Below are 20,364 nucleotides of genomic sequence, written 5' to 3'. Positions count from 1 at the left end.
CGTGTTGTTTGGGATGGCAAAGGTAGTAATCTTTTTAACATTGTCAAGCTTTTATTTAAACTTTTTTCTTTTAATTTCTTTAGTCCGAAAACCAAATCCTTAAAGGACAACATTACTACTTTTAGCTCTTCAAATCAACCTTCTCTCTATCCTTTTCACTGTTTCCCTTCCTCCGAAGCGGGATGCAAAAGTAGGAAAATATTTACTTTCTCAAAACTATTATAGCCAAGTTTTTGATTAAAACCGCTAACTACATGGTTTACAAGGGTAATGATTTATACAGGGCTTCGTGTAACTCCTACACCAAGCTTAAAGTGCAAAAAACTGGCATTAATAATGTCGAACTTAGTCAAATAGATACCCCACACTGGTCATCATCAATAAGGCTATATATATAATAGCTAAGAATCCCAATATTTAAGTATGCTTAGCAGCAATCTAATATAGGCAACCTTATATATACAGATTGACCAATGGCCTATTCTTTGGGCAAATCACCCTTATTCACCAAAATTGAACTTTGCATTTCAGTTTAATTCTTTAGCTAAGAGGTGCCTACCGCTTGCTTATGAACAAGCAGACACTTTAAAATTTAGTTCGAATTTATCGTAAAAACCACCTAAAATATTGAGTACAAATGCATTAAAACCAATTATGGTTTTAATGCGGCAGAAGATTGATTCTAAATGAATAAAGGTTGATTCTAAGTTGAATCTGTAATGAATCCGTGTTATTCTAGAAAAACACGGATTCAACACGGATTCATGTCGCATTCATTATGGACTCAGGTGTACCCCATATCGACCAAATTTAGGCGAAATATGGATTTACCATTACGTGTCTAATTGGGGGAGTTGAAGAAGCGTAAAGATGACCAGGACCTTCGACACCCTTAATAATTTAGGTATAGAACACAGAATTTTCATAGTTTAAAACGACCAAAATAAAAAAAGGGTAATCCCATCGGAATTACGCTGCTAAAATCTTTAATGCATGTTAATGATCTGAAAATAGAATAAGCTACAGTAGTCATTGAAGGCTACCATCAAGCCGCCCTCGATCGCTTAGTATTGTCCCGTAGACAACATCACCAGCGTACAGGCCTCCTCAGCTTCAATGCCATTCTCCTTTAACAACAATTCAAGCTCGTCGTTTTCGGTACCCGGATTAAATACAACCCTTTTTGGGTTGGTCTGCAGGATATAATCGTAATAGCCCTTTTGCAAAGGTGGACCAATATATAAGGTGATCGTGTGCACATCATCGTATATTTTACCTGGCAATTCAATCTCTACTCCTGCCACCGGACCTTTCTTTATGCCTATATTGATAATCTCGTGCCCTTTTCCCTTTAGCATGTGCGCTGCTTTATAGGCATAACGCATTGGATTTGTGGATGCACCAATAATTAATGTACGCTTCATCTGTAAAGTTTTAAATTTAACCATCTGTCTGAACAGCATCGCCACCGCTAAACCACCGCAGCGTACTGCAAAACCAACATTCAACAAACATTACTGATAAGAAAAAGTTTGCTTACAAGAATTTCAACACGGCATTGGCGCAATTGACGCCATCTATGGCTGCTGACACAATACCACCGGCGTAACCTGCTCCTTCTGCACAAGGAAATAAACCCGCAACCTGTGGATGCTGGTAAGTTTCTTTATCCCGGGGGATACGAACCGGCGATGAACTGCGACTTTCTACCCCTACTAAAATGGCTTCGTTGGTATAATAGCCTCGGATCTTTTTGCCAAATTGTGGCAATGCACCTCTTAAACTCTCCGCCACGAAGGCCGGCAGCGTTTCATCCAATAGGGCACTTTTAGTACCAGGCAGGTAAGAGTTTTTGGGCAGGTCGACAGAAAGTCTTTTTTCCACAAAATCAACCATTCTTTGTCCGGGTGCTACCAGATTTCCACCACCAAGGGCAAAAGCTTGTTTTTCAATAGCGGCCTGAAAATGCATCATCCTTAAGGGATGGTCACCTTTCACATCGTCAAGGGTAACCTGAACCACCGTGCCTGAATTGGCGAAAGGATTGTTTCGCTTAGATGGCGACCAGCCGTTGACCACAATCTCGTTCTCATAAGTTGCACAAGGTGCAATGATTCCACCCGGGCACATGCAAAACGAAAAAACGCCCCTACTACCCACTTGTTCGACCAGGCTGTAATAAGCTGGCGGCAAAAATTCACTGCGCACCGGACAATGGTATTGGGCGGCATCGATAATGGCCTGTGGATGTTCAATCCGCACCCCCAGTGCGAAAGGTTTAGGTTTGACCAGTATATTTTTATGGTGCAGCAATTCGTAGACATCCCTTGCAGAATGGCCTGTAGCTAAAATTACGGCATCGGCCATGATCTTCTCCTCTCCATTAACCACCACACCTTTTATTTTGCCAAATTCAACCAGCATATCGGTCATCTTCTGATCAAAACGTACTTCAGCACCCGCATTTAACAAGGTTTCGCGAATGGCGGTAATAATTTGAGGCAATTTATTAGTTCCAATGTGAGGCCTGGCATCGACTAAAATATCTTCAGTGGCGCCATGTTGTACAAAAGCTTCCAACACTTTGTTAATATCACCACGTTTATTGGATCGAGTGTACAGTTTACCGTCTGAGTAAGTACCCGCCCCCCCTTCTCCAAAACAATAATTAGATTCGGTATTCACAATCCCATCTTTATTGATGGTTGCCAGATCTCGCCGACGTTGTTTTACATCTTTACCACGCTCCAGAATAATGGGTTTTAAACCATTCTCGACACATTGTAAAGCAGCAAATAAACCAGCAGGGCCAGCGCCGACAATGATTACTGTTTTTTGATTACTGACATTTTGATAGTGTATGTTTGGTTTTTCTGCCAGAAATGGCTCGTCGATGAAAACTTTTACTTGCAAGCGGTAGATTACTTGTTTTGATCGGGCATCGATAGAGCGTTTGAGGATTTTAAAGCCTTGAATGCGCTTGCTATCAACACTTAGTGCGGTAGAAAGGATTTTTATAATTATATTTTCCTGCCCTACTTCCTCGGGCAAAACCTTGATTTCAATGTCTTTTTGCATAAAACTTGTCAGGTTTTTATCCTGAATTGTAACAAAGGTACAGAAATTGCAATCTATTGTGTAAATTAACCGTTAAACAAAAAAGTATGAAAAAAATAGTTTTGATCGTAGTAGGTCTATTTGTCGCAGTTGTCGCTTTTAGCGGTTGTGGCTATAATAGCATGGTAAAACTTGATGAAGATGTAAAGACCAAATGGAACCAGGTGGAAACACAATACCAACGCCGGGCCGACCTGATACCAAACCTGGTAAGCACTGTCAAAGGCGCTGCTAAGTTTGAGAACGAAACCTTAACTAACGTAATTGAGGCGCGTTCTAAAGCAACTCAAATTACCATTGATCCTGATAAATTAACAGAGGAAAATATTGCAAAGTTCCAGGCTGCACAAGGACAGGTTACGCAGGCTTTAGGTAAATTAATGGTACTTACAGAAAACTACCCTCAATTGCAGGCTACACAACAGTTTAGCGACCTTTCTGCACAATTGGAAGGTACAGAGAACCGCATTGCGGTAGCACGTAAAGATTTTAACGATTCCGTACAAATTTATAATACTAAAGTTCGTTCATTCCCAAACAACCTGACTGCAGGCATTTTTGGATTTAGTCAGAAAGCAGGCTTTAAAGCTGATGCTGGCTCACAAAATGCACCTACGGTAGCATTTTAAAAATAAGGACAACAACATTTAAAGGGTAATGCGTGTTTAAACAAACCCATTACCCTTATTTATATCAAGAAATTTATGACACTTTTTAATGAACAAGAACAAGACCTGATTGCGACAACGATTGAGGAAGCTGAAAAGCTGACTTCAGGAGAGATCAGGATCGCCATAGATAAACATTGTACAGGTGATGCCATGGAAATGGCACAAAGTTATTTCAAAAAACTGGGTATGGATAAAACCAGCTTGCATAACGGTGTTTTAATATATCTGGCTTATGAAGATCATAAATTTGCCATCATAGGCGATAAAGGTATTAATAACGTGGTACCGTCAGATTTCTGGGAAACTACACAAGTAGCCATGAAAGCGCATTTTTCGGGCGGCAATATTGCAGAAGGCCTCATTGCCGGCATCAGCCTGGTTGGTGAAAAATTAGCCATCTTTTTTCCTAGCAATCATGATGACATTAATGAAATACCAAACGATATTATTTACATGGACAACCATAAACCAAAAAACTAATGAAGAGATCTATCCTGCTTTTTTTATTAGTTTTATTTGCGGGCGCAGGTTTTGCGCAAGACTTTCCAGCTAAGCCTTCCAAACTAGTAAACGATTATACGGGCACTTTATCTGCTGCACAAGCCCAGCAGCTAGAAAATAAACTGGTTGCTTTTGATGATTCAACCTCTATTCAGATTGCCATTGCGATTGTAAAGTCGGTTGGCGATTATGACATTAACGAGTACACCCTTGAGTTGGGACGTAAATGGGGCGTAGGCAGCAAAAAGAATACGGGAATTATGATTGTGGTAGGCCTTGGCGACCGCAAGATTTCTATGCAAACAGGTTACGGACTAGAAGGCGCCTTGCCTGATGTGTATACCAAAAGAATTATAGAGAACGACATTAAGCCTTATTTTAAATCGGGCGATTATTATGGCGGTTTAGAATCTGGTACAAATGCCATCATCAGTTATACCAAAGGGGAGTATAAAAGCGACAAACCTAAAAATGCAACGCGTAATAAAACATCGGCAATTCCAATTATCATTATCATCATTGTAGTGATCATTCTAATCATCAGAAAAGGTGGTAAAGGTGGTGGCGGCAGCCAGGTTATTGGCAGTCGCGGTGGTTCTGACGCACTATTCTGGGGCATGCTATTAGGTGGCCTTAGTGGAGGACGATCGGGCGGAAGTGGATTTGGCGGTGGCTTTGGCGGCGGAAGCGGCGGAGGCGGCGGTTTCGGTGGCTTTGGCGGAGGTAGTTTCGGCGGAGGCGGTAGCAGCGGCAGTTGGTAATGGAGATTTTAAAATGGCAAAAACTTTCAACAAGGTATTTGGTGAAAGAAAAATGGGCTACCTTAAGGGTAGACACCGTTAAATTACAGACTGGCGTTATTAAAGACGACTATTACGTACTTGAATATCCAAACTGGGTAAACGCAATTACCCTGACGCGGGAGAACAAGATTATCCTGGTAAGGCAGTACCGCCATGCAGCCGATATTATTTCGCTGGAAGTTCCTGGTGGTGTTATGGACGGCGACGAAGCGCCAGAGGATGCCGTTAAACGGGAGTTACTGGAAGAAACAGGTTATTCTTTTGACCACGCGGAACTGATAGCCACACTGTATCCTAATCCGGCAACATCGACTAATGTTACCTATACCTACCTCTTAACAGGTGGGCATAAAACGCATGAGCAGCATTTAGATGAACACGAAATTTTGAATGTGGAAGAATATAGCATAGAAGAGGTCAAACAATTGTTGAAAGACAACAAGATTGATCAGGCTTTACACGCATCAGCGCTATTTTATGGCTTATTAAAGCTAGACGCTTTTTAAAGAGCGCTTTAGCCCATCACCAGTTTCTTCTGGATATCATTGACATATCCTTTAAACTTTTTATCGGTATCAATAAGGTCCTCTACGGTTTGACAAGCATAAATAACCGTAGAGTGATCTCTACCGCCAAAATAGGCACCAATGGTTTTTAATGACGATTTGGTATGACTTTTGGCCAGGTACATGGATATTTGTCGCGCCTGCACAATTTCCCTTTTACGGGTTGGCGACTTCACCATTTCCAGTGGAACTTCAAAATAATCACACACCAACTGCTGGATAAACTCTATCGAGATTTCCTTCGTGGTATTTTTAATGAAGTTTTTCAACATTTGTTTGGCCAGCGATAAATCAATTTCCTTCTTATTTAAGGTAGATTGCGCCAGCAAGGACACCATGGCGCCCTCTAGCTCCCTCACATTATTGTCAATGTTGTGGGCTACATATTCCACCACTTCTACAGGCAGCTCAATGCCGTCTGCATACATCTTTTTCTTAAGGATGGCGATGCGGGTTTCAAAATCTGGTATCTGCAAATCTGCCGACAAACCCCATTTAAACCGACTTAACAAGCGCTCTTCCAGACCAGCTAAATCTTTCGGTGCCCTGTCTGAAGTCAGGATGACCTGTTTACCAGATTGGTGCAGGTGGTTAAAGATATGAAAGAAGATGTCCTGGGTTTTTTCTTTGCCTGCAAAGTTATGTACATCATCCATAATGATGACATCCATGGCCTGGTAGAAGTTCACAAAATCGTTTATGGTATTGTTCTTCAGCGAGTCTACAAATTGCTGACAGAATTTTTCACAGGATACATAGATCACCAGTTTATCGGGCAGACTACTTTTAATCTCGTTACCAATGGCTTGTGCAAGGTGAGTTTTACCCAGGCCTACCCCACCATAAATAAGTAATGGATTAAAGGAGGTGCCACCAGGTTTTGCGGCTACAGCGAATCCAGCCGATCTGGCCAGGCGATTACAATCACCCTCGATATAACTATCAAAAGTATAATTAGAGTTCAACTGGGGGTTTACAATAAGTTTCTTCAGTCCGGGTATAATGAAAGGGTTCTTGATATCTTTATTAATAGAAATGGGAATAGGCATGGATTGTAGTTTAGCTTCTGCCCCATTGCCGTTGGATGGCATATTGGTGGTATAAGGTGATCCGCTATTGGATGACCGGTCAACCACGATGTTATATTCGAGGCGGCCATCATCACCTAATTGTTTTTTAACTGTCTTCCGCAGCAAGCCAACATAGTGTTCTTCCAACCATTCATAAAAGAATAAACTGGGTACTTGTATAGTTAACACTGTTCCTTCCAACTTTAAAGCAGATATCGGCTCAAACCATGTCTTAAAACTCTGGCTTGGAATGTTATCCTTTATGATATGGAGGCAGTTATTCCACACTTCAGTACAAGTTTTTTCCATGTTTTAATTGATAATAAGTTGGTTTACAGCTACGGTAAGCGCCTTATTCACAGGCGTTTTTGACATATCGAATATTCAAAAAATTATCAACATTTGGAACTTAAATTTGAAGTATTTAGTAAGTCGCTAAGTACGAGAAGGATACTAGCGCTAACCTTAATTTTTTGTGTGGATAACTATTTGTTAACAAATTATTAATACTCACCAAATACATTCCGCAGGGTATCGGCTATCTCGCCCAGGGTGGCATAGGCCTCCACGGCCACTAAAATATGTGGCATTAAATTGTCGGTACCTTCGGCTGCTAATTTCAATTGGGCTAATGCCTTGGCTACGGCTTCGTTATTACGTTGCAGTTTTAAGGCATCCAGCTTAGCGGTTTGAATAGTACGGATAGACTCATCAATATTCATGACCTCCGTAATGCCTTCTTTTTCCTGGGTAAACTGGTTAACGCCCACAATAACCCGGGTGCCTGCTTCTACTTCCAACTGGTATTCATAGGCGGCTTTGGCAATTTCACCCTGGATATAGCCATTTTCTATGGCCGTTACCGATCCGCCCATGGCATCGATCTGATCGATATACACCTGTGCTGCCGCCTCAATTTCATCGGTCAGGTTTTCCACAAAGTAAGATCCCGCCAGTGGATCTACTGTGTCAGTTACCCCACTTTCAAAGGCAATAACTTGTTGGGTACGCAAAGCTATTTTAGCCGCTGCTTCGGTTGGCAGGGACAAGGCTTCGTCGTATCCATTTGTGTGTAAGGATTGTGTGCCGCCTAAGACCGCAGCAAGCGCCTGGTTGGTTACCCTGACTACATTATTTAAAGGCTGTTGGGCAGTAAGTGTAGAGCCACCTGTTTGGGTATGAAAACGTAGCATTTGCGCCTTCACATCCGTTGCCCCCATTGATTTGGTCATGTTGGCCCACATTCTTCTGGCAGCCCTGAATTTGGCTATCTCTTCGAAGAAATTATTGTGGCAGTTGAAGAAGAAAGATAAGCGTTTAGCAAAGATGTTTATGTCAAGTCCTTTTTCTATGGCTGCCTGCAAGTAAGCTTTTCCATTGGCCAGCGTAAAGGCCAATTCTTGTACCGCTGTAGACCCCGCTTCCCTGATGTGGTAACCCGAAATGGATATGGTGTTCCATTTAGGAACTTCCTTACTGCAGTATTCAAAAATATCAGTAATAATCCTCATCGATGGTTTCGGCGGGTAGATGTAAGTACCCCGGGCCGCATATTCTTTCAGAATATCATTTTGTATGGTTCCTGAAATTTTCTTTAGGTCTGCCCCTTGTTTTTTAGCCAGGGCAATATACATGGCTAATAAAATGGAAGCAGAGGCATTGATGGTCATGGAAGTGGTTACTTTCTCTAAAGAGATACCATCGAAAAGCAGTTCGATGTCTTTTAAGGAATCAATGGCCACTCCTACTTTACCCACTTCTCCTTCAGACATATCGTGGTCTGAATCATAGCCGATTTGTGTTGGTAAATCAAAGGCAACAGATAAACCTGTAGTGCCCTGATTTAGCAGGTAATGGTAACGTTTATTGGATTCTTCTGCCGTGGAGAAACCTGCGTATTGACGCATTGTCCACAAACGGCCTCGGTACATATCTTTTTGAATGCCGCGGGTAAAGGGAAATTCTCCGGGTGCATCTAAAACCGGCTTAGCCGTGGTGTAAAGTTCTTTTATTTCAATGCCAGATGTAGTGGTGATTTTTTTATCGTTCATCATCATGTTCAGGTTACCTCCCTAAAGGCGGTGGATTGTTTGAATACAGTAATAATTAGCGCACTGCAGAGGCAAAAATGTACATTATTATTTATATTTGTTATTCCTAATTTTAAATAACATGAGTAATACAGTAGATACAGCATTTGCACCCGTAACATTTACAGAAAACGCCGTGAAGGAACTTTTTAAGTTAAAGGACCAACAGGAGATTGCTGAAGATTTCGGATTGAGGGTGGGCGTTGAAGGTGGCGGCTGCTCTGGAATGAGTTATGTTTTAGGCTTTGACCAAAAGAAAGATGGCGATCAGGAATTTATCATTGATGGCATCAAAGTATATATGCATAAAGCACACCAGATGTATTTGATGGGCATGCAGGTAGATTGGCAAGACGGTTTAAATTCGAGGGGTTTTACCTTTAGTAACCCAAATGCAGCCAGTTCATGTGGATGTGGCACAAGTTTCTCGGTTTAACTTGCATTTGAGCAAAATTATTGTAACATTTAGGGAAGTCCTGTTGTCTTAACAACGGGACTTTTTATTTTTATCCCTTCAAGTACATAAACCTGGAAAATGACCTATACCGAAAACGTCAGACTAGCCCTCCAATCTATTAAGAGTAACCGTTTAAGAACAATGCTTACCGCATTGATCATTGCCATAGGCTTGTCTGCATTGGTAGGAATTCTAACCACGCTTGATGCGGTGAAGAAAAGTATGACCGAAGCTTTTTCCAGCATGGGGGCTAATTCCTTTACCATTAGAAACCGGGGGACTGGAATCAGGGTAGGTAACCCTGGCGAAAGACCTAAACCTTTTGAATCCATACGTTATGAGGAAGCGGTGGAGTTTAAAAACCGCTTAAATACGCCTGCCACGGTTGCGGTGAGTGTACGTGCAAGTGGTGGGGCAACGGTGAAATTCGGCACCATCAAAACCAATCCTAATATTAGTGTACAGGGGGTAGATGAAAACGGACTGGTATCGCAGGGTTTAGACCTTGAGCTAGGCAGAAACTTTAGCCCGATGGAGGTTTCTACAGGAGGAGATGTCTGTATTATCGGAAGTGAGATCAGCAAGACCTTGTTTAACGGCGGTTCTGCACTTGACAAAGTGATCAACGTGGGAAATAACCGATTTAAAGTTATAGGGGTATTGGTTTCCAAAGGATCAAGTATGGGCTTTAGCGGCGACAGGGCGGTTTATGTGCCTTTGTTAAAAGCTAAACAGATTAATTCGAGCAGCGATCCTTCCTATACCATTACAGTAATGGTGACGAATAACGACCAGATGGAAAATATCATTGGAGAAAGCACCGCGGAATTCCGGAATATCAGAAAATTAAAAATTGCTGAAACAGATAATTTTGAAATTACTAAAAGCGACGCTGTTGCACAAACTTTATTCGAAAACCTGGCTTTTGTGGCCATTGGTGGAGTTGCTATTGGGGTAATTACCCTGATTGGGGCTTCTATTGGTTTGATGAATATTATGTTGGTGTCAGTAACGGAAAGGACGCGTGAAATTGGCATCAGAAAGGCCATTGGTGCCAATCCAAGTGTAATCAGGAAACAGTTTTTAATTGAAGCCGTGGTCATTTGTTTAATGGGAGGAGCCTTAGGAATATTTCTCGGCATCCTGTTAGGTAATGCCATATCACTGATGATGGGCGGGGCCTTTATTATCCCATGGTTTTTTATCATCGGCGGATTCGGACTTTGTGTGTTAGTGGGTGTAGTATCTGGCTACTACCCCGCAAAAAAAGCATCAAAACTCGATCCTGTAGAAGCCTTAAGGTATGAGTAAGCGCTACTAAAAATGCCCCGGCAACCAATGGCTGCCGGGGCATTTTTAGTTTAACAGGTTTTGTTACCTGCCTACGTATTGTGTTTCATAATAAGCCTGGTAGTTACCAGAAGTCACATTATTTAACCATTCTTCATTCTCTAAATACCAGTCTACGGTTTTTTCTAAACCTTCTTCAAATTGCAAGCTTGGAACCCAACCTAATTTCTCCTGTAACTTGGTCGAGTCAATGGCGTAACGCAAGTCGTGCCCTGCACGGTCGGTTACATAGGTAATCAGTTTTGCTGATTCGCCGGCTTCCCTACCTAGTTTCTTGTCCATGATGTTACAAAGCAAATGGATCAAATCGATGTTCTTCCATTCGTTATGTCCGCCAATGTTATAGGTTTCACCAGTTGTGGCCTCGTGAAAGATCACATCTATAGCACGCGCATGATCTTCTACCCATAACCAGTCTCTTACATTCTCTCCTTTTCCATAAACAGGAACAGGTTTGCCATTTTTAAGGTTATTAATAGCTAAAGGAATCAATTTCTCAGGAAAATGATGCGAGCCGTAATTATTTGAACAATTAGAGATGACGATATCTAAACCATAAGTATCATGGTAAGCGCGTACAAAATGGTCTGAACTGGCTTTGGAAGCCGAATACGGACTGTGTGGATCGTAACCTGTAGTTTCGGTAAACATACCAGTTTCGCCTAGCGCACCGTATACCTCATCGGTTGATACATGGTAGAAACGTTTAGTGGCATAATCACCTTTCCAGTATTCCCTCACTGCATTTAACAGGTTAACCGTACCAATAACATTGGTCATCACAAAGGCAGTAGGATCAGTGATGGAGCGATCCACATGCGATTCTGCAGCCAGGTGAATGACCGCATCAAAGTTTTCTTTTTGAAAAAGGGTATTCATTTCTACGGCATCAGTGATGTCCGCTTTTACAAATCTGTAGTTTGGTAGGTCCTCAATATCTTTTAAATTAGCCAGGTTTCCTGCATAAGTTAACTTATCTAAGTTAACAATCTGGTAATCCGGATATTTTGTCACAAAGCGACGTACCACGTGAGAGCCTATAAAGCCGGCGCCTCCTGTTATTAATATTTTCTTCATGATGTTAGTTCTTTAGGTAAACCTAATTCTGCGGCAGCATGTGCCAATTTACTTGTATATATTCTATTTAACAGGTTATCAACATCGCCACTAAGGTCAAACTGCCAGTCTTCATGCAGTTTTTTATATTTGTTCATCATAGACAATGTAGTCCTCAGGTAATAAGTACTCAGTTTATCCTGGTATTTATACAAGGAGGAAAACACGTTTTCATTAAATACCAGCGGTATTTGATGCAGCAAATAAATTCTCAGCTCCACTTCGCTGTTAACAGCCTTTGTTACTTTATAATGGTGATTAATTTGTCCATTTAACTTTCTAAAAACCGTTAAGGTATCTTTAGAAGATAATCGCTTGTCCATATTTAACAGTTCCATCGCGCCATCAATCTCTGATTTTAAAGCAAGATGCCTGGCATTTAAATCCTGCTCGTTTTCGAGCAATTTAAAGTGCAGGTGTTCTGTTAACACTTTGTCTTTCGCAATAAGCCGAAGCAGTAACTTGTCCTTTTCCTTAGGCGGAATGTCGACAATAGCCTGCTTTAAATCTTTATGCTCTTTTAATAACATTTAAAATGGGTTATCCTTTAAATATTTTTCCCATTTCCAGGCAGAGCTCATCATTTCGTTTACATGGAGTTCTGCTTTCCAGCCTAATACCGTTGCAGACTTGGTTACATCGCCCCAAACCTGTTCAATATCACCCTCTCTTCTCGGACCGATTGTATAATTTAATTTCTCTCCCGTTGATTGCTCAAAGGCCTGAATTATTTCTAATACAGAAGAACCTTTGCCAGTCCCCAGGTTAAACACCTCATAATTGCTGGTCGCTTCTTTACTTTCCATTCTTTTGATGGCAGCAACATGAGCTTTAGCTAAATCAACCACGTGAATATAATCGCGAATTGCGCTACCGTCTGCTGTAGGGTAATCATTGCCGTATACGGTAATTGGGCCACGTTTTCCTATGGCCGACTGCGTGATAAAAGGCACGAGGTTCTGTGGAACGCCAATAGGCAACTCACCAATTAAAGCGGTATGGTGTGCCCCTACCGGGTTGAAATACCTTAGGGAGATAACCCTTAAATCTGGAGAAACAGCACAGGATTCCTGTAAAATTTCTTCCGCAATCTGTTTTGTATTTCCGTAAGGCGATTCTGCTTTTTTAACTGGCGCCGCTTCGGTTACCGGTAATTCATCTGGTTGACCATAAACGGTGCAGGAAGAAGAAAATACCAGGTCTACCTTTTCATCAAATGCATTGATGACGTTAATCAGTGAATAAAAATTATTCCTGTAATATTTTAAAGGTTGTTGTACCGACTCACCTACTGCTTTAAAGGCCGCAAAATGTATTACACCAGTAATGTCAGGCTGACTGGCCACAAATGCTTTTACTTTGGCTTCATCGCAAAGATCCAACTCATAGAAATCAAACTGTTTGCCAGTAATCTCCTTCAGTTGTGTTAATATTTTTGGGTTGGAGTTCGAGAAGTTATCAACAATGACTACTTCATAACCTGCCTGGTGTAATTCTACTACCGTATGAGATCCAATAAATCCGGTACCTCCGGTTACTAATATCTTTGCCATGGTTATTTGTTATAAGTTTTAAAATCTTTATGGTCTTTGTTAAACAAGGCTTCTTCAGGTAAAGATTTAAAATACTCGTAAGTAATTTTAAGTCCTTCTGCGCGACTAACCTTAGGTTCCCAGCCTAGAATTTCTCTGGCCTTAGTAATATCTGGACGGCGTTGTTTAGGATCATCTACCGGAAGATCACGCAATACCAGTTTCTGGTTGGTGCCGGTTAATTTGATAATTTCCTCACCAAATTGTTTGATCGTGATTTCGTCTGGGTTTCCGATATTCATCGGTTGCGCATAATCGCTCAACAGTAAACGGTATATGCCTTCCACTAAATCATCAACATAACAAAACGAGCGGGTTTGAGAGCCGTCGCCGAATACGGTAAGGTCTTCTCCCCTTAAGGCCTGACCGATGAAAGCAGGTAATACCCTTCCGTCATTCAGGCGCATTCTTGGTCCGTAAGTGTTAAATATTCTTACAATACGGGTTTCCAATCCATGGAAAGTATGGTATGCCATGGTCATGGCTTCCTGGAAACGTTTCGCTTCGTCGTAAACACCACGTGGTCCAACAGGATTTACATTACCCCAATATTCTTCTGGTTGAGGGTTTACATTCGGATCACCATACACTTCAGAAGTGGAGGCAATAATCATGCGGGCACCTTTGGCCTTAGCTACTCCTAATAAATTATGGGTACCTAATGAGCCAACCTTTAAAGTTTGAATAGGGATTTTTAAATAATCAATTGGGCTGGCCGGTGATGCGAAATGCAGGATATAATCCAGCTTACCTGGCACATATACAAATGTTGACACATCATGGTGATAGAACTCAAAGTTCTCCAGTTTAAACAGGTGTTCGATATTATGCAGATCGCCTGTAATGAGGTTGTCCATGCCAATAACATGGTAACCTTCTTTGATAAAACGATCACACAGGTGTGAACCTAAAAATCCTGCTGCACCGGTTATTAATACTCTTTTGCGTTCCATTAGTCTATTAGTTTACGACCGATGCTATTGTAATAATAACCCAGTTCAATCATTTTTTGTAAATCGTATAAGTTACGTCCGTCGAAAATCACTTTATTGCTCAGTGCTTCTTCCATCTTTTCAAAGTTAGGATTTCTGAATACAGACCATTCGGTAGCAATGAGTAAGGCATCTGCACCTGCTAAAGCATCATATTGATTTTCGGCATATTTAATTTTATCACCAATAATTTTTTTCACATTAGCCATGCCTTCCGGATCAAAAGCGGTAACGGTAGCCCCTTGTTTAACCAGGTGATCGATAATATATAAAGCTGGCGCCTCACGTATATCATCAGTTTCTGGTTTAAAGGCCAATCCCCAAAGCGCAAAATGTTTACCCTTTAAGTCGCCTTTATAATATTTTAATACTTTATCTATCAGTACTATTTTCTGTTTCTCATTCACATCCATCACTGCTTTAAGCAATTGGAAATCATATTGATTCTCTTCTGCAGATTTGGCTAAGGCCTGTACATCTTTTGGAAAACAGCTTCCACCATATCCGATACCTGGAAACAGGAACCTTTTACCAATGCGGGCATCAGAACCGATCCCTCTGCGCACGGCATCAACATCTGCACCTACAATTTCGCATAAATTGGCTACTTCATTCATGAAGGTAATCTTTGTGGCCAAAAAAGAGTTGGCTGCATATTTTGTCAGCTCAGAAGAACGCTCATCCATAAACAAGATGGGGTTACCCTGGCGGACGTAAGGACCGTACAATTCGGCCATGAGTTTTTGTGCTTTTTCACTTCTGGTTCCAATAACCACCCGATCAGGTTTCATAAAGTCGTCTACCGCTACCCCTTCGCGTAAGAACTCAGGATTAGAAACTACATCAATTTCGACATCAGTGTTTTCTGTAAAAACGGCCTGCACCTTGTCGGCAGTACCTACAGGAACTGTAGATTTATTGACGATCACTTTATATTCAGTAACTAATTTAGAAATATCTTTGGCTGCACCTAAAATATAGGAAAGATCGGCTGCCCCATCGCCACCAGGAGGCGTTGGTAATGCCATAAAAATGATTTGAGCTTCTTTAACCGCCAAGGCCAGGTCAGTAGTAAAAGTTAAACGTTTTTGAGCGATGTTTCTTAAAAATAAAACATCCAGGCCTGGTTCGTAGATGGGAATAATGCCATTCTGCATATTCTGCACTTTGGCTTTGTCGATATCTACACAGATAACATCGTTACCTGTTTCAGCAAGGCATGTTCCAGTAACTAAACCGACATATCCTGTTCCGATTACAGCAATTTTCATAAAATAAAGGGGGTTTTGAGTGGTATAAAGCGGGTACAGCACGAGCTAAAATAATTGGTTTCAGGACGAGTGTTGCTCATATTTGAGTAGAGTTTTAATTTAATAAAGTATCTTGGGCGAAGATAACAAATAAACATGCAAAATGCTTTGCCTATATAATATTGGTATTTTCTTTTACAGCCTACTTGTCAGGGTGTTTTCTCCATTTAATGCTAAAGCTAAGTTATTTATCCAAGGCAGACAAGATCTTTTTTCTCTGGTAGAAGAAAAAATAAATGCTAATGAAAAACACATTTGGTTTCACTTTGCTTCTCTTGGTGAATTTGAACAAGGCCGCCCCGTTTTAGAGAAATTAAAACAAGCCTATCCTGCTAAAAAGATGGTGGTCACATTCTTCTCGCCATCGGGTTATGAGATCCGTAAGAATTATCCGGTGGAAGGTGTTTTTTACCTTCCCTTAGATACCGCTGCAAATGCAAGGCGATTCATCGATTTAATTAATCCAGAGATCGCCATATTCACCAAATATGAGTTTTGGTACCATTACTTCCATGCCTTGAAAAAGAAAAACATTCCCTTATTTCTGATATCAGGTATATTCCGCCCAAGCCAGCCTTTCTTTAAATGGTATGGCAGTTTTAACCGCAGCATGTTACGCTGTGTAACGCACTTTTTTGTTCAAAACGAAGAAAGTAAACGTTTGCTGCTAGACATTAACGTCAATCAGGTAAGCTTAAGTGGCGACACCCGCTTTGACCGGGTTGCGGAAAACACTTCTGCTATTCAGTCATTACCTCTTGTGGCCAGCTTTGTGGGTACATCACCTGTGGTGGTAGCGGGAAGCACCTGGCCACAGGACGAGGCTTTACTCGCCACATTGGCACTGGAACACCCCAACTGGAAAATGATCCTAGCGCCACATGAAATCGGTAATTCGCACATCAATCAGATTTCCAGTTTATTTCCAAAGGCCATTAAATTCTCTGGTATGCAAAATAATCCGCAGCAGGAAGCGCAAGTATTAATTATCGATAACATAGGCATGTTATCTGCGCTCTATCAATATGGAGACATTGCTTATATAGGGGGAGGGTTTGGCGCAGGCATACACAACACGTTGGAGGCTGCAGCATTTGGCATTCCTGTCATATTTGGACCGCGTTATGAGAAGTTCCAGGAAGCAAAAGATTTAGTTGAACTAGGTGCTGCAAGAAGCATTAAAAATAATGAAGGTCTGGAAAACGCTTTCCAAACCTTCAGTCAACATAAAATTCATGGCGAAAAAGCAAGAACATATGTGATGCAAAAAACAGGCGCTACTGCCGGAATATTACATGAAATAACACGTTATATTTCCTGACCTTTAACCATTCCCACCAAGGCTTGTATCCATTTGGGGTGTTCGTTAAGACTGGCTACCAATTGAACTTCTTCGCCACCTAGTGCTTTAAATTCTTCCTGGTACTCCACACTTACTTCATAAAGTGTTTCCAGGCAGTCGGCTACAAAGGCTGGGCAAAAAACCAATAACCTTTTTTTGCCTTTAGCGGCCAAGTCTTTTAGCACATCAGAGGTGTAAGGCTGAACCCAAGGTTCTTTACCCAAACGCGACTGGAAACAAACCGAGTATTTCTCTGCAGGAATATTTAGTTCTGCCGCAATTAACCGTGCAGTATCATGGCATTGTGCTGAGTAGCAGTATTTATTTACATCTGTAAAGGTGTGGCAGCAATTGTCTTTTTTCAAACAATGCTGGCCGGTATGGTCGCATTTAATCAGCTGACGCTCGGGCAATCCATGGAAACTGAACAAAATCTGATCATAGGTTTCTGGCTGGTATTTTTTCGCGTTATCGGCAAAAGCCTCAATCATCAATTTATTATCATGGAAAGAACTCATGAAGGTGGTCTTTGGAATGGTTTGCCATTTACCTACAAGCTCCATCACCTTCTGCATTACTGAACCATTGCTGGCAGAGGCATATTGAGGAAACAAAGGGATCACCTGGATGCTATCCACTAAGCCAGCCTTTAGGTTTGCCAGGGCCGAAGCGATGGACGGACTTTGGTAACGCATGGCCAGTTCAACATGATACGCGTCGCCAAGTTGTTCCTGAAGCAGGGCAGCTTGTATTTTACTGAAATAAAGTAATGGCGAACCATTCTCATCCCATATTTCTTTATAAAGCTTGGCAGTTTTAGGGCTGCGGAAAGGAACAATAATTCCTTTAACCAGCAAGGCTCTGTTTAAAGCCGGGATGTCGATCACACGCTCATCCATCAAAAACTCATCAAGATATTTACGAACGTCAGGTACTTCCGGGCTATCCGGTGTTCCTAAATTTACTAAGAGTATACCCTTTTTTCTCATATTTAAAATTCAAAGATAACACCAAGTGAAGGAAGAATGTTCCCACTGGTATTATCAAGCAGTTTGGTCTTATAACTTGCCGGATCGCCAGGGATATCCTGTGCGTTTCCATTTACATCTCTGTCTAGCACCAATTGCGGTTGTGTTTCGTATTGGTTATAGGTAATATTTTGGATGTCCAAATATACATTAAGGTTAAATTTCTTGAAAGGATACTTCTTGTCAACCCTGACATCTACTTGATAAAAATCTTTTAACGTACTGACATTCAATCGGTCATAATCCTGAATACCCTGAGGGTAAACGGAATAATTACTTTTTAATGATGAATATGGAATGTCATATGGCGTGTATGGTCCTCCGCCTGTATAACGTAGCTTAGCGCCTATTTCCCAGTTGCGTGGCAAAATCTTTCCAGCGGTCATACTCAGGATGTAACGGTTGTTCCAGCTCGACTGTACATACTCCCCCGTTTTGTCCTGAAATTCGCTTCTGTATAAGGTTAAAGCGAATATACCGTAGAAACCCTTGTTTAAACGTTGTTGTGCAAAAAACTCAAGGCCATAGCTCCTTCCATCTGTAACACCGGTTACAGGCCTGTTGCCTACTACCCCAAAATCAGCACCCAGGTTAGCTAAAGGAATAGTATCACCCAACACCTGTATCATTGGGTAGCGGGAATAATGTTTATAGAAGCCTTCTACCGTAAACTTGGTGTTTTTAAGTGTATTATACTCAAAACCGGCAACCAACTGTACTGATTTGATATAGTCTACCCCTTTATTTGCCAGGGGCGCATTGGCATTAACCCGATAACCTAATACGGTATAGGCTGGTAATTGGTAGTAAATGCCGGTATTAAAGTTAAAACTGATGTTGTCATTAAAGTTATAGGAAGCAGAAAACCTTGGTGAAAAGGTTTTCAATGGATTATTCATGTTCGGGGCAAAGTCGCTGCCATCGAAACGTACGCCTAAAGACAGGTTTAACCGGTCTTGAAAATAAGGTGCACTTACTTGTGCAAACAAGCCGTATTTTAATAGATCGAGTTCAGAGCTATACTGATCAAGTCCTCCTGGCACATATTGAAGTGTGGAGGTTTGGTAATTTGCCTGTTCAACCCCTACACCGAAATTTAGGCTATAACTACCTTCTTTGGAAGAATTTTCAAAGCGAAGTTTGTTCTCAGTTTCTGTGGACCCATAATCCAGGGTTTTTATATCATTCTCATTATTATCTTTAAACTTATCGGCGCGATTATTCAGGTAATTTCTACTGAGTACGATGGTAGAGAAACCTTTGTCGCGATAGTTTTTATAAACAGCCCCAACGGTATAATTCTCCTGGTTATTTTCTGGCAGGTTGGCTAATAGGTACTGGTTACTCTCAGAATTTTCTGCACCAAAGTTAAGCTTTGACTTATCCAGGGCACCAAGGCCGAGAATACTAAGTTCATGGCTGGTATTGAACCTGGTTTTCAACTTGAACTGGAAATCTTGATAGGAAGGTAAAAAAGGCAAACCGATTAACTTGAACAGGCCCTGCAAATAGGACAAGCGGTAAGATGCAATATAAGTAGTTTTTTTACTGAGTGGTCCTTCCAGCGTAGTGGCAAAATCGCTGGAACCTAAGGTGAGCGACGCTCTCAAACTATCCGGATTACCATCTTTCTGTTTAAATTCAAATACTGAACTCAGCGTGTTGCCTCTGGATGCCGGAAAAGCTCCAGAATAGAAATCTACTTCTTTAATAAAATCAACATTGATCAGACCTACTGGCCCACCAGAAGAACCCTGGGTAGTGAAGTGGTTAATATTAGGTATTTCTACCCCATCAATATAAAATCTATTTTCATTAGGTGCACCCCCACGGATGATGATGTCATTTCTGAAACTTACAGGTGCAGAAACTCCCGGTAAAGATTGTATCACTTTAGAAATATCGCGATTACCCCCCGGATTTCTTTTGATCTCCGTGGCCCCGATTGTTCTTAAAGACAAGGGGCTTTCCAGTGGTTTAGTAAATTTCGGTGATTCAATAACCACTTCATTCAATTCGCTTGAACTTGATTCCAGGGTTACATCTAAAATTGCGGGTGTTGCATTGCTCACGGTGATATCAAATACAGACCGCCGTTTATAACCGATAAAGGCATATGTGAGGTTATAAACCCCCGGATTTAAACCAGTAAAGGTGTAAATTCCAAGACTGTCACTCTGTACAGTTTGAGTATTGCCTTGCATAAACACAGTGACCCCACTAAGTGGCACATTGGTAAATGCATCAGTGATTTTACCTTTAAGTATTCCATTTTGAGCAAAGGATAAGGAGGCCCATAAGGTGAGAATAAGGACTAAGGTTATTATTTTCCTTGCATCATGCATAAAGAAGACTGAGA

19 protein-coding genes are annotated in these 20,364 nt (G+C 41.3%); 8 read left to right on the top strand and 11 right to left on the bottom strand.

Features of this window, described 5'->3' with window-relative positions; all coding sequences use genetic code 11:
• On the top strand, positions 1–225 hold a 225-nt coding region (locus tag IWX76_RS18110; protein WP_334642145.1), incomplete at its 5' end, for a hypothetical protein.
• An 839-nt stretch (positions 226–1,064) separates the two neighbouring features.
• Here IWX76_RS18110 and IWX76_RS17970 read toward each other — a convergent pair.
• Together IWX76_RS17970 and IWX76_RS17965 are read right to left on the bottom strand one after the other, a co-directional pair.
• A complete protein-coding gene (locus tag IWX76_RS17970; RefSeq protein WP_196861421.1) occupies positions 1,065–1,424 on the bottom strand; it encodes a CoA-binding protein in 360 nt (119 codons plus the stop codon).
• Between the two features lie 112 nt (positions 1,425–1,536).
• Positions 1,537–3,078: an NAD(P)/FAD-dependent oxidoreductase gene (locus tag IWX76_RS17965; RefSeq protein WP_196861420.1), complete on the bottom strand. Its 1,542-nt coding sequence runs from the start codon at positions 3,076–3,078 to the stop codon at positions 1,537–1,539.
• Between the two features lie 86 nt (positions 3,079–3,164).
• Between IWX76_RS17965 and IWX76_RS17960 the strand changes: the two genes are divergently transcribed.
• The 4 genes from IWX76_RS17960 (at position 3,165) to IWX76_RS17945 (ending at position 5,598) form a co-directional block, all read left to right on the top strand.
• On the top strand, positions 3,165–3,746 hold the full coding sequence (locus IWX76_RS17960) for a LemA family protein (protein ID WP_196861419.1): 582 nt from the start codon (positions 3,165–3,167) through the stop codon (positions 3,744–3,746).
• 75 nt (positions 3,747–3,821) lie between these two features.
• Positions 3,822–4,268: a TPM domain-containing protein gene (locus tag IWX76_RS17955; RefSeq protein ID WP_196861418.1), complete on the top strand. Its 447-nt coding sequence runs from the start codon at positions 3,822–3,824 to the stop codon at positions 4,266–4,268.
• Entirely contained in the window at positions 4,268–5,050 is a 783-nt protein-coding gene (locus tag IWX76_RS17950; protein ID WP_196861417.1) for a TPM domain-containing protein, read from the top strand. The genes IWX76_RS17955 and IWX76_RS17950 overlap by 1 nt, the downstream gene beginning before the upstream one ends.
• Positions 5,050–5,598, top strand: a complete 549-nt coding sequence (locus IWX76_RS17945; protein WP_196861416.1) for an NUDIX hydrolase — start codon at positions 5,050–5,052, stop codon at positions 5,596–5,598. Before IWX76_RS17950 ends, IWX76_RS17945 begins: the two co-directional genes overlap by 1 nt.
• Positions 5,599–5,606: 8 nt before the next feature.
• Here IWX76_RS17945 and dnaA read toward each other — a convergent pair whose 3' ends face one another.
• Positions 5,607–7,037, bottom strand: a complete 1,431-nt coding sequence (gene dnaA / locus IWX76_RS17940) for a chromosomal replication initiator protein DnaA (RefSeq protein ID WP_196861415.1) — start codon at positions 7,035–7,037, stop codon at positions 5,607–5,609.
• A gap of 194 nt (positions 7,038–7,231) precedes the next feature.
• Positions 7,232–8,782: an acyl-CoA mutase large subunit family protein gene (locus IWX76_RS17935; RefSeq protein WP_334642144.1), complete on the bottom strand. Its 1,551-nt coding sequence runs from the start codon at positions 8,780–8,782 to the stop codon at positions 7,232–7,234.
• Between the two features lie 118 nt (positions 8,783–8,900).
• On the opposite strand from IWX76_RS17935, the gene IWX76_RS17930 reads away from it, so the two are divergent.
• Positions 8,901–9,254, top strand: a complete 354-nt coding sequence (locus IWX76_RS17930) for a HesB/IscA family protein (RefSeq protein ID WP_196861414.1) — start codon at positions 8,901–8,903, stop codon at positions 9,252–9,254.
• A gap of 99 nt (positions 9,255–9,353) precedes the next feature.
• On the top strand, positions 9,354–10,586 hold the full coding sequence (locus IWX76_RS17925) for an ABC transporter permease (RefSeq protein ID WP_196861413.1): 1,233 nt from the start codon (positions 9,354–9,356) through the stop codon (positions 10,584–10,586).
• 63 nt (positions 10,587–10,649) lie between these two features.
• On the opposite strand, the gene rfbB is transcribed toward IWX76_RS17925, so the two are convergent.
• Genes rfbB through IWX76_RS17900 form a run of 5 tightly spaced genes read right to left on the bottom strand, consistent with a single transcriptional unit; the run spans position 10,650 to position 15,596 of the window.
• Entirely contained in the window at positions 10,650–11,702 is a 1,053-nt protein-coding gene (rfbB, locus tag IWX76_RS17920; protein WP_196861412.1) for a dTDP-glucose 4,6-dehydratase, read from the bottom strand.
• Positions 11,699–12,271 (bottom strand): hypothetical protein, encoded by a 573-nt coding sequence (locus tag IWX76_RS17915; RefSeq protein ID WP_196861411.1) that lies wholly within the window; start codon positions 12,269–12,271, stop codon positions 11,699–11,701. Before IWX76_RS17915 ends, rfbB begins: the two co-directional genes overlap by 4 nt.
• The gene (gene galE, locus IWX76_RS17910; protein ID WP_196861410.1) at positions 12,272–13,294 is read right to left on the bottom strand and encodes a UDP-glucose 4-epimerase GalE; all 1,023 of its coding nucleotides are present in this window, start codon (positions 13,292–13,294) and stop codon (positions 12,272–12,274) included.
• A gap of 2 nt (positions 13,295–13,296) precedes the next feature.
• Positions 13,297–14,286 (bottom strand): UDP-glucuronic acid decarboxylase family protein, encoded by a 990-nt coding sequence (locus tag IWX76_RS17905; protein WP_196861409.1) that lies wholly within the window; start codon positions 14,284–14,286, stop codon positions 13,297–13,299.
• Positions 14,286–15,596: a UDP-glucose dehydrogenase family protein gene (locus IWX76_RS17900; protein ID WP_196861408.1), complete on the bottom strand. Its 1,311-nt coding sequence runs from the start codon at positions 15,594–15,596 to the stop codon at positions 14,286–14,288. Before IWX76_RS17900 ends, IWX76_RS17905 begins: the two co-directional genes overlap by 1 nt.
• 142 nt (positions 15,597–15,738) lie before the next feature.
• Between IWX76_RS17900 and IWX76_RS17895 the strand changes: the two genes are divergently transcribed.
• Complete coding sequence (locus IWX76_RS17895) at positions 15,739–16,956, top strand: 3-deoxy-D-manno-octulosonic acid transferase (RefSeq protein WP_196861407.1); 1,218 nt, start codon at positions 15,739–15,741, stop codon at positions 16,954–16,956.
• Here IWX76_RS17895 and hemH read toward each other — a convergent pair.
• The gene (gene hemH, locus IWX76_RS17890) at positions 16,944–17,966 is read right to left on the bottom strand and encodes a ferrochelatase (protein ID WP_196861406.1); all 1,023 of its coding nucleotides are present in this window, start codon (positions 17,964–17,966) and stop codon (positions 16,944–16,946) included. The two genes, IWX76_RS17895 and hemH, sit on opposite strands and share 13 nt — an antisense overlap.
• A 2-nt stretch (positions 17,967–17,968) precedes the next feature.
• Positions 17,969–20,350, bottom strand: coding sequence for a TonB-dependent receptor (locus IWX76_RS17885; protein ID WP_196861405.1), 2,382 nt, complete (start codon positions 20,348–20,350; stop codon positions 17,969–17,971).
• Positions 20,351–20,364: the final 14 nt, after the last annotated feature.

The sequence above is a fragment of the Pedobacter sp. CAN_A7 genome, assembly GCF_015752175.1.
Lineage (GTDB): Bacteria > Bacteroidota > Bacteroidia > Sphingobacteriales > Sphingobacteriaceae > Pedobacter.
The sequence above is the reverse complement of the archived record's forward strand: the minus strand, read 5'-3'. Positions and strand labels throughout refer to the sequence as shown.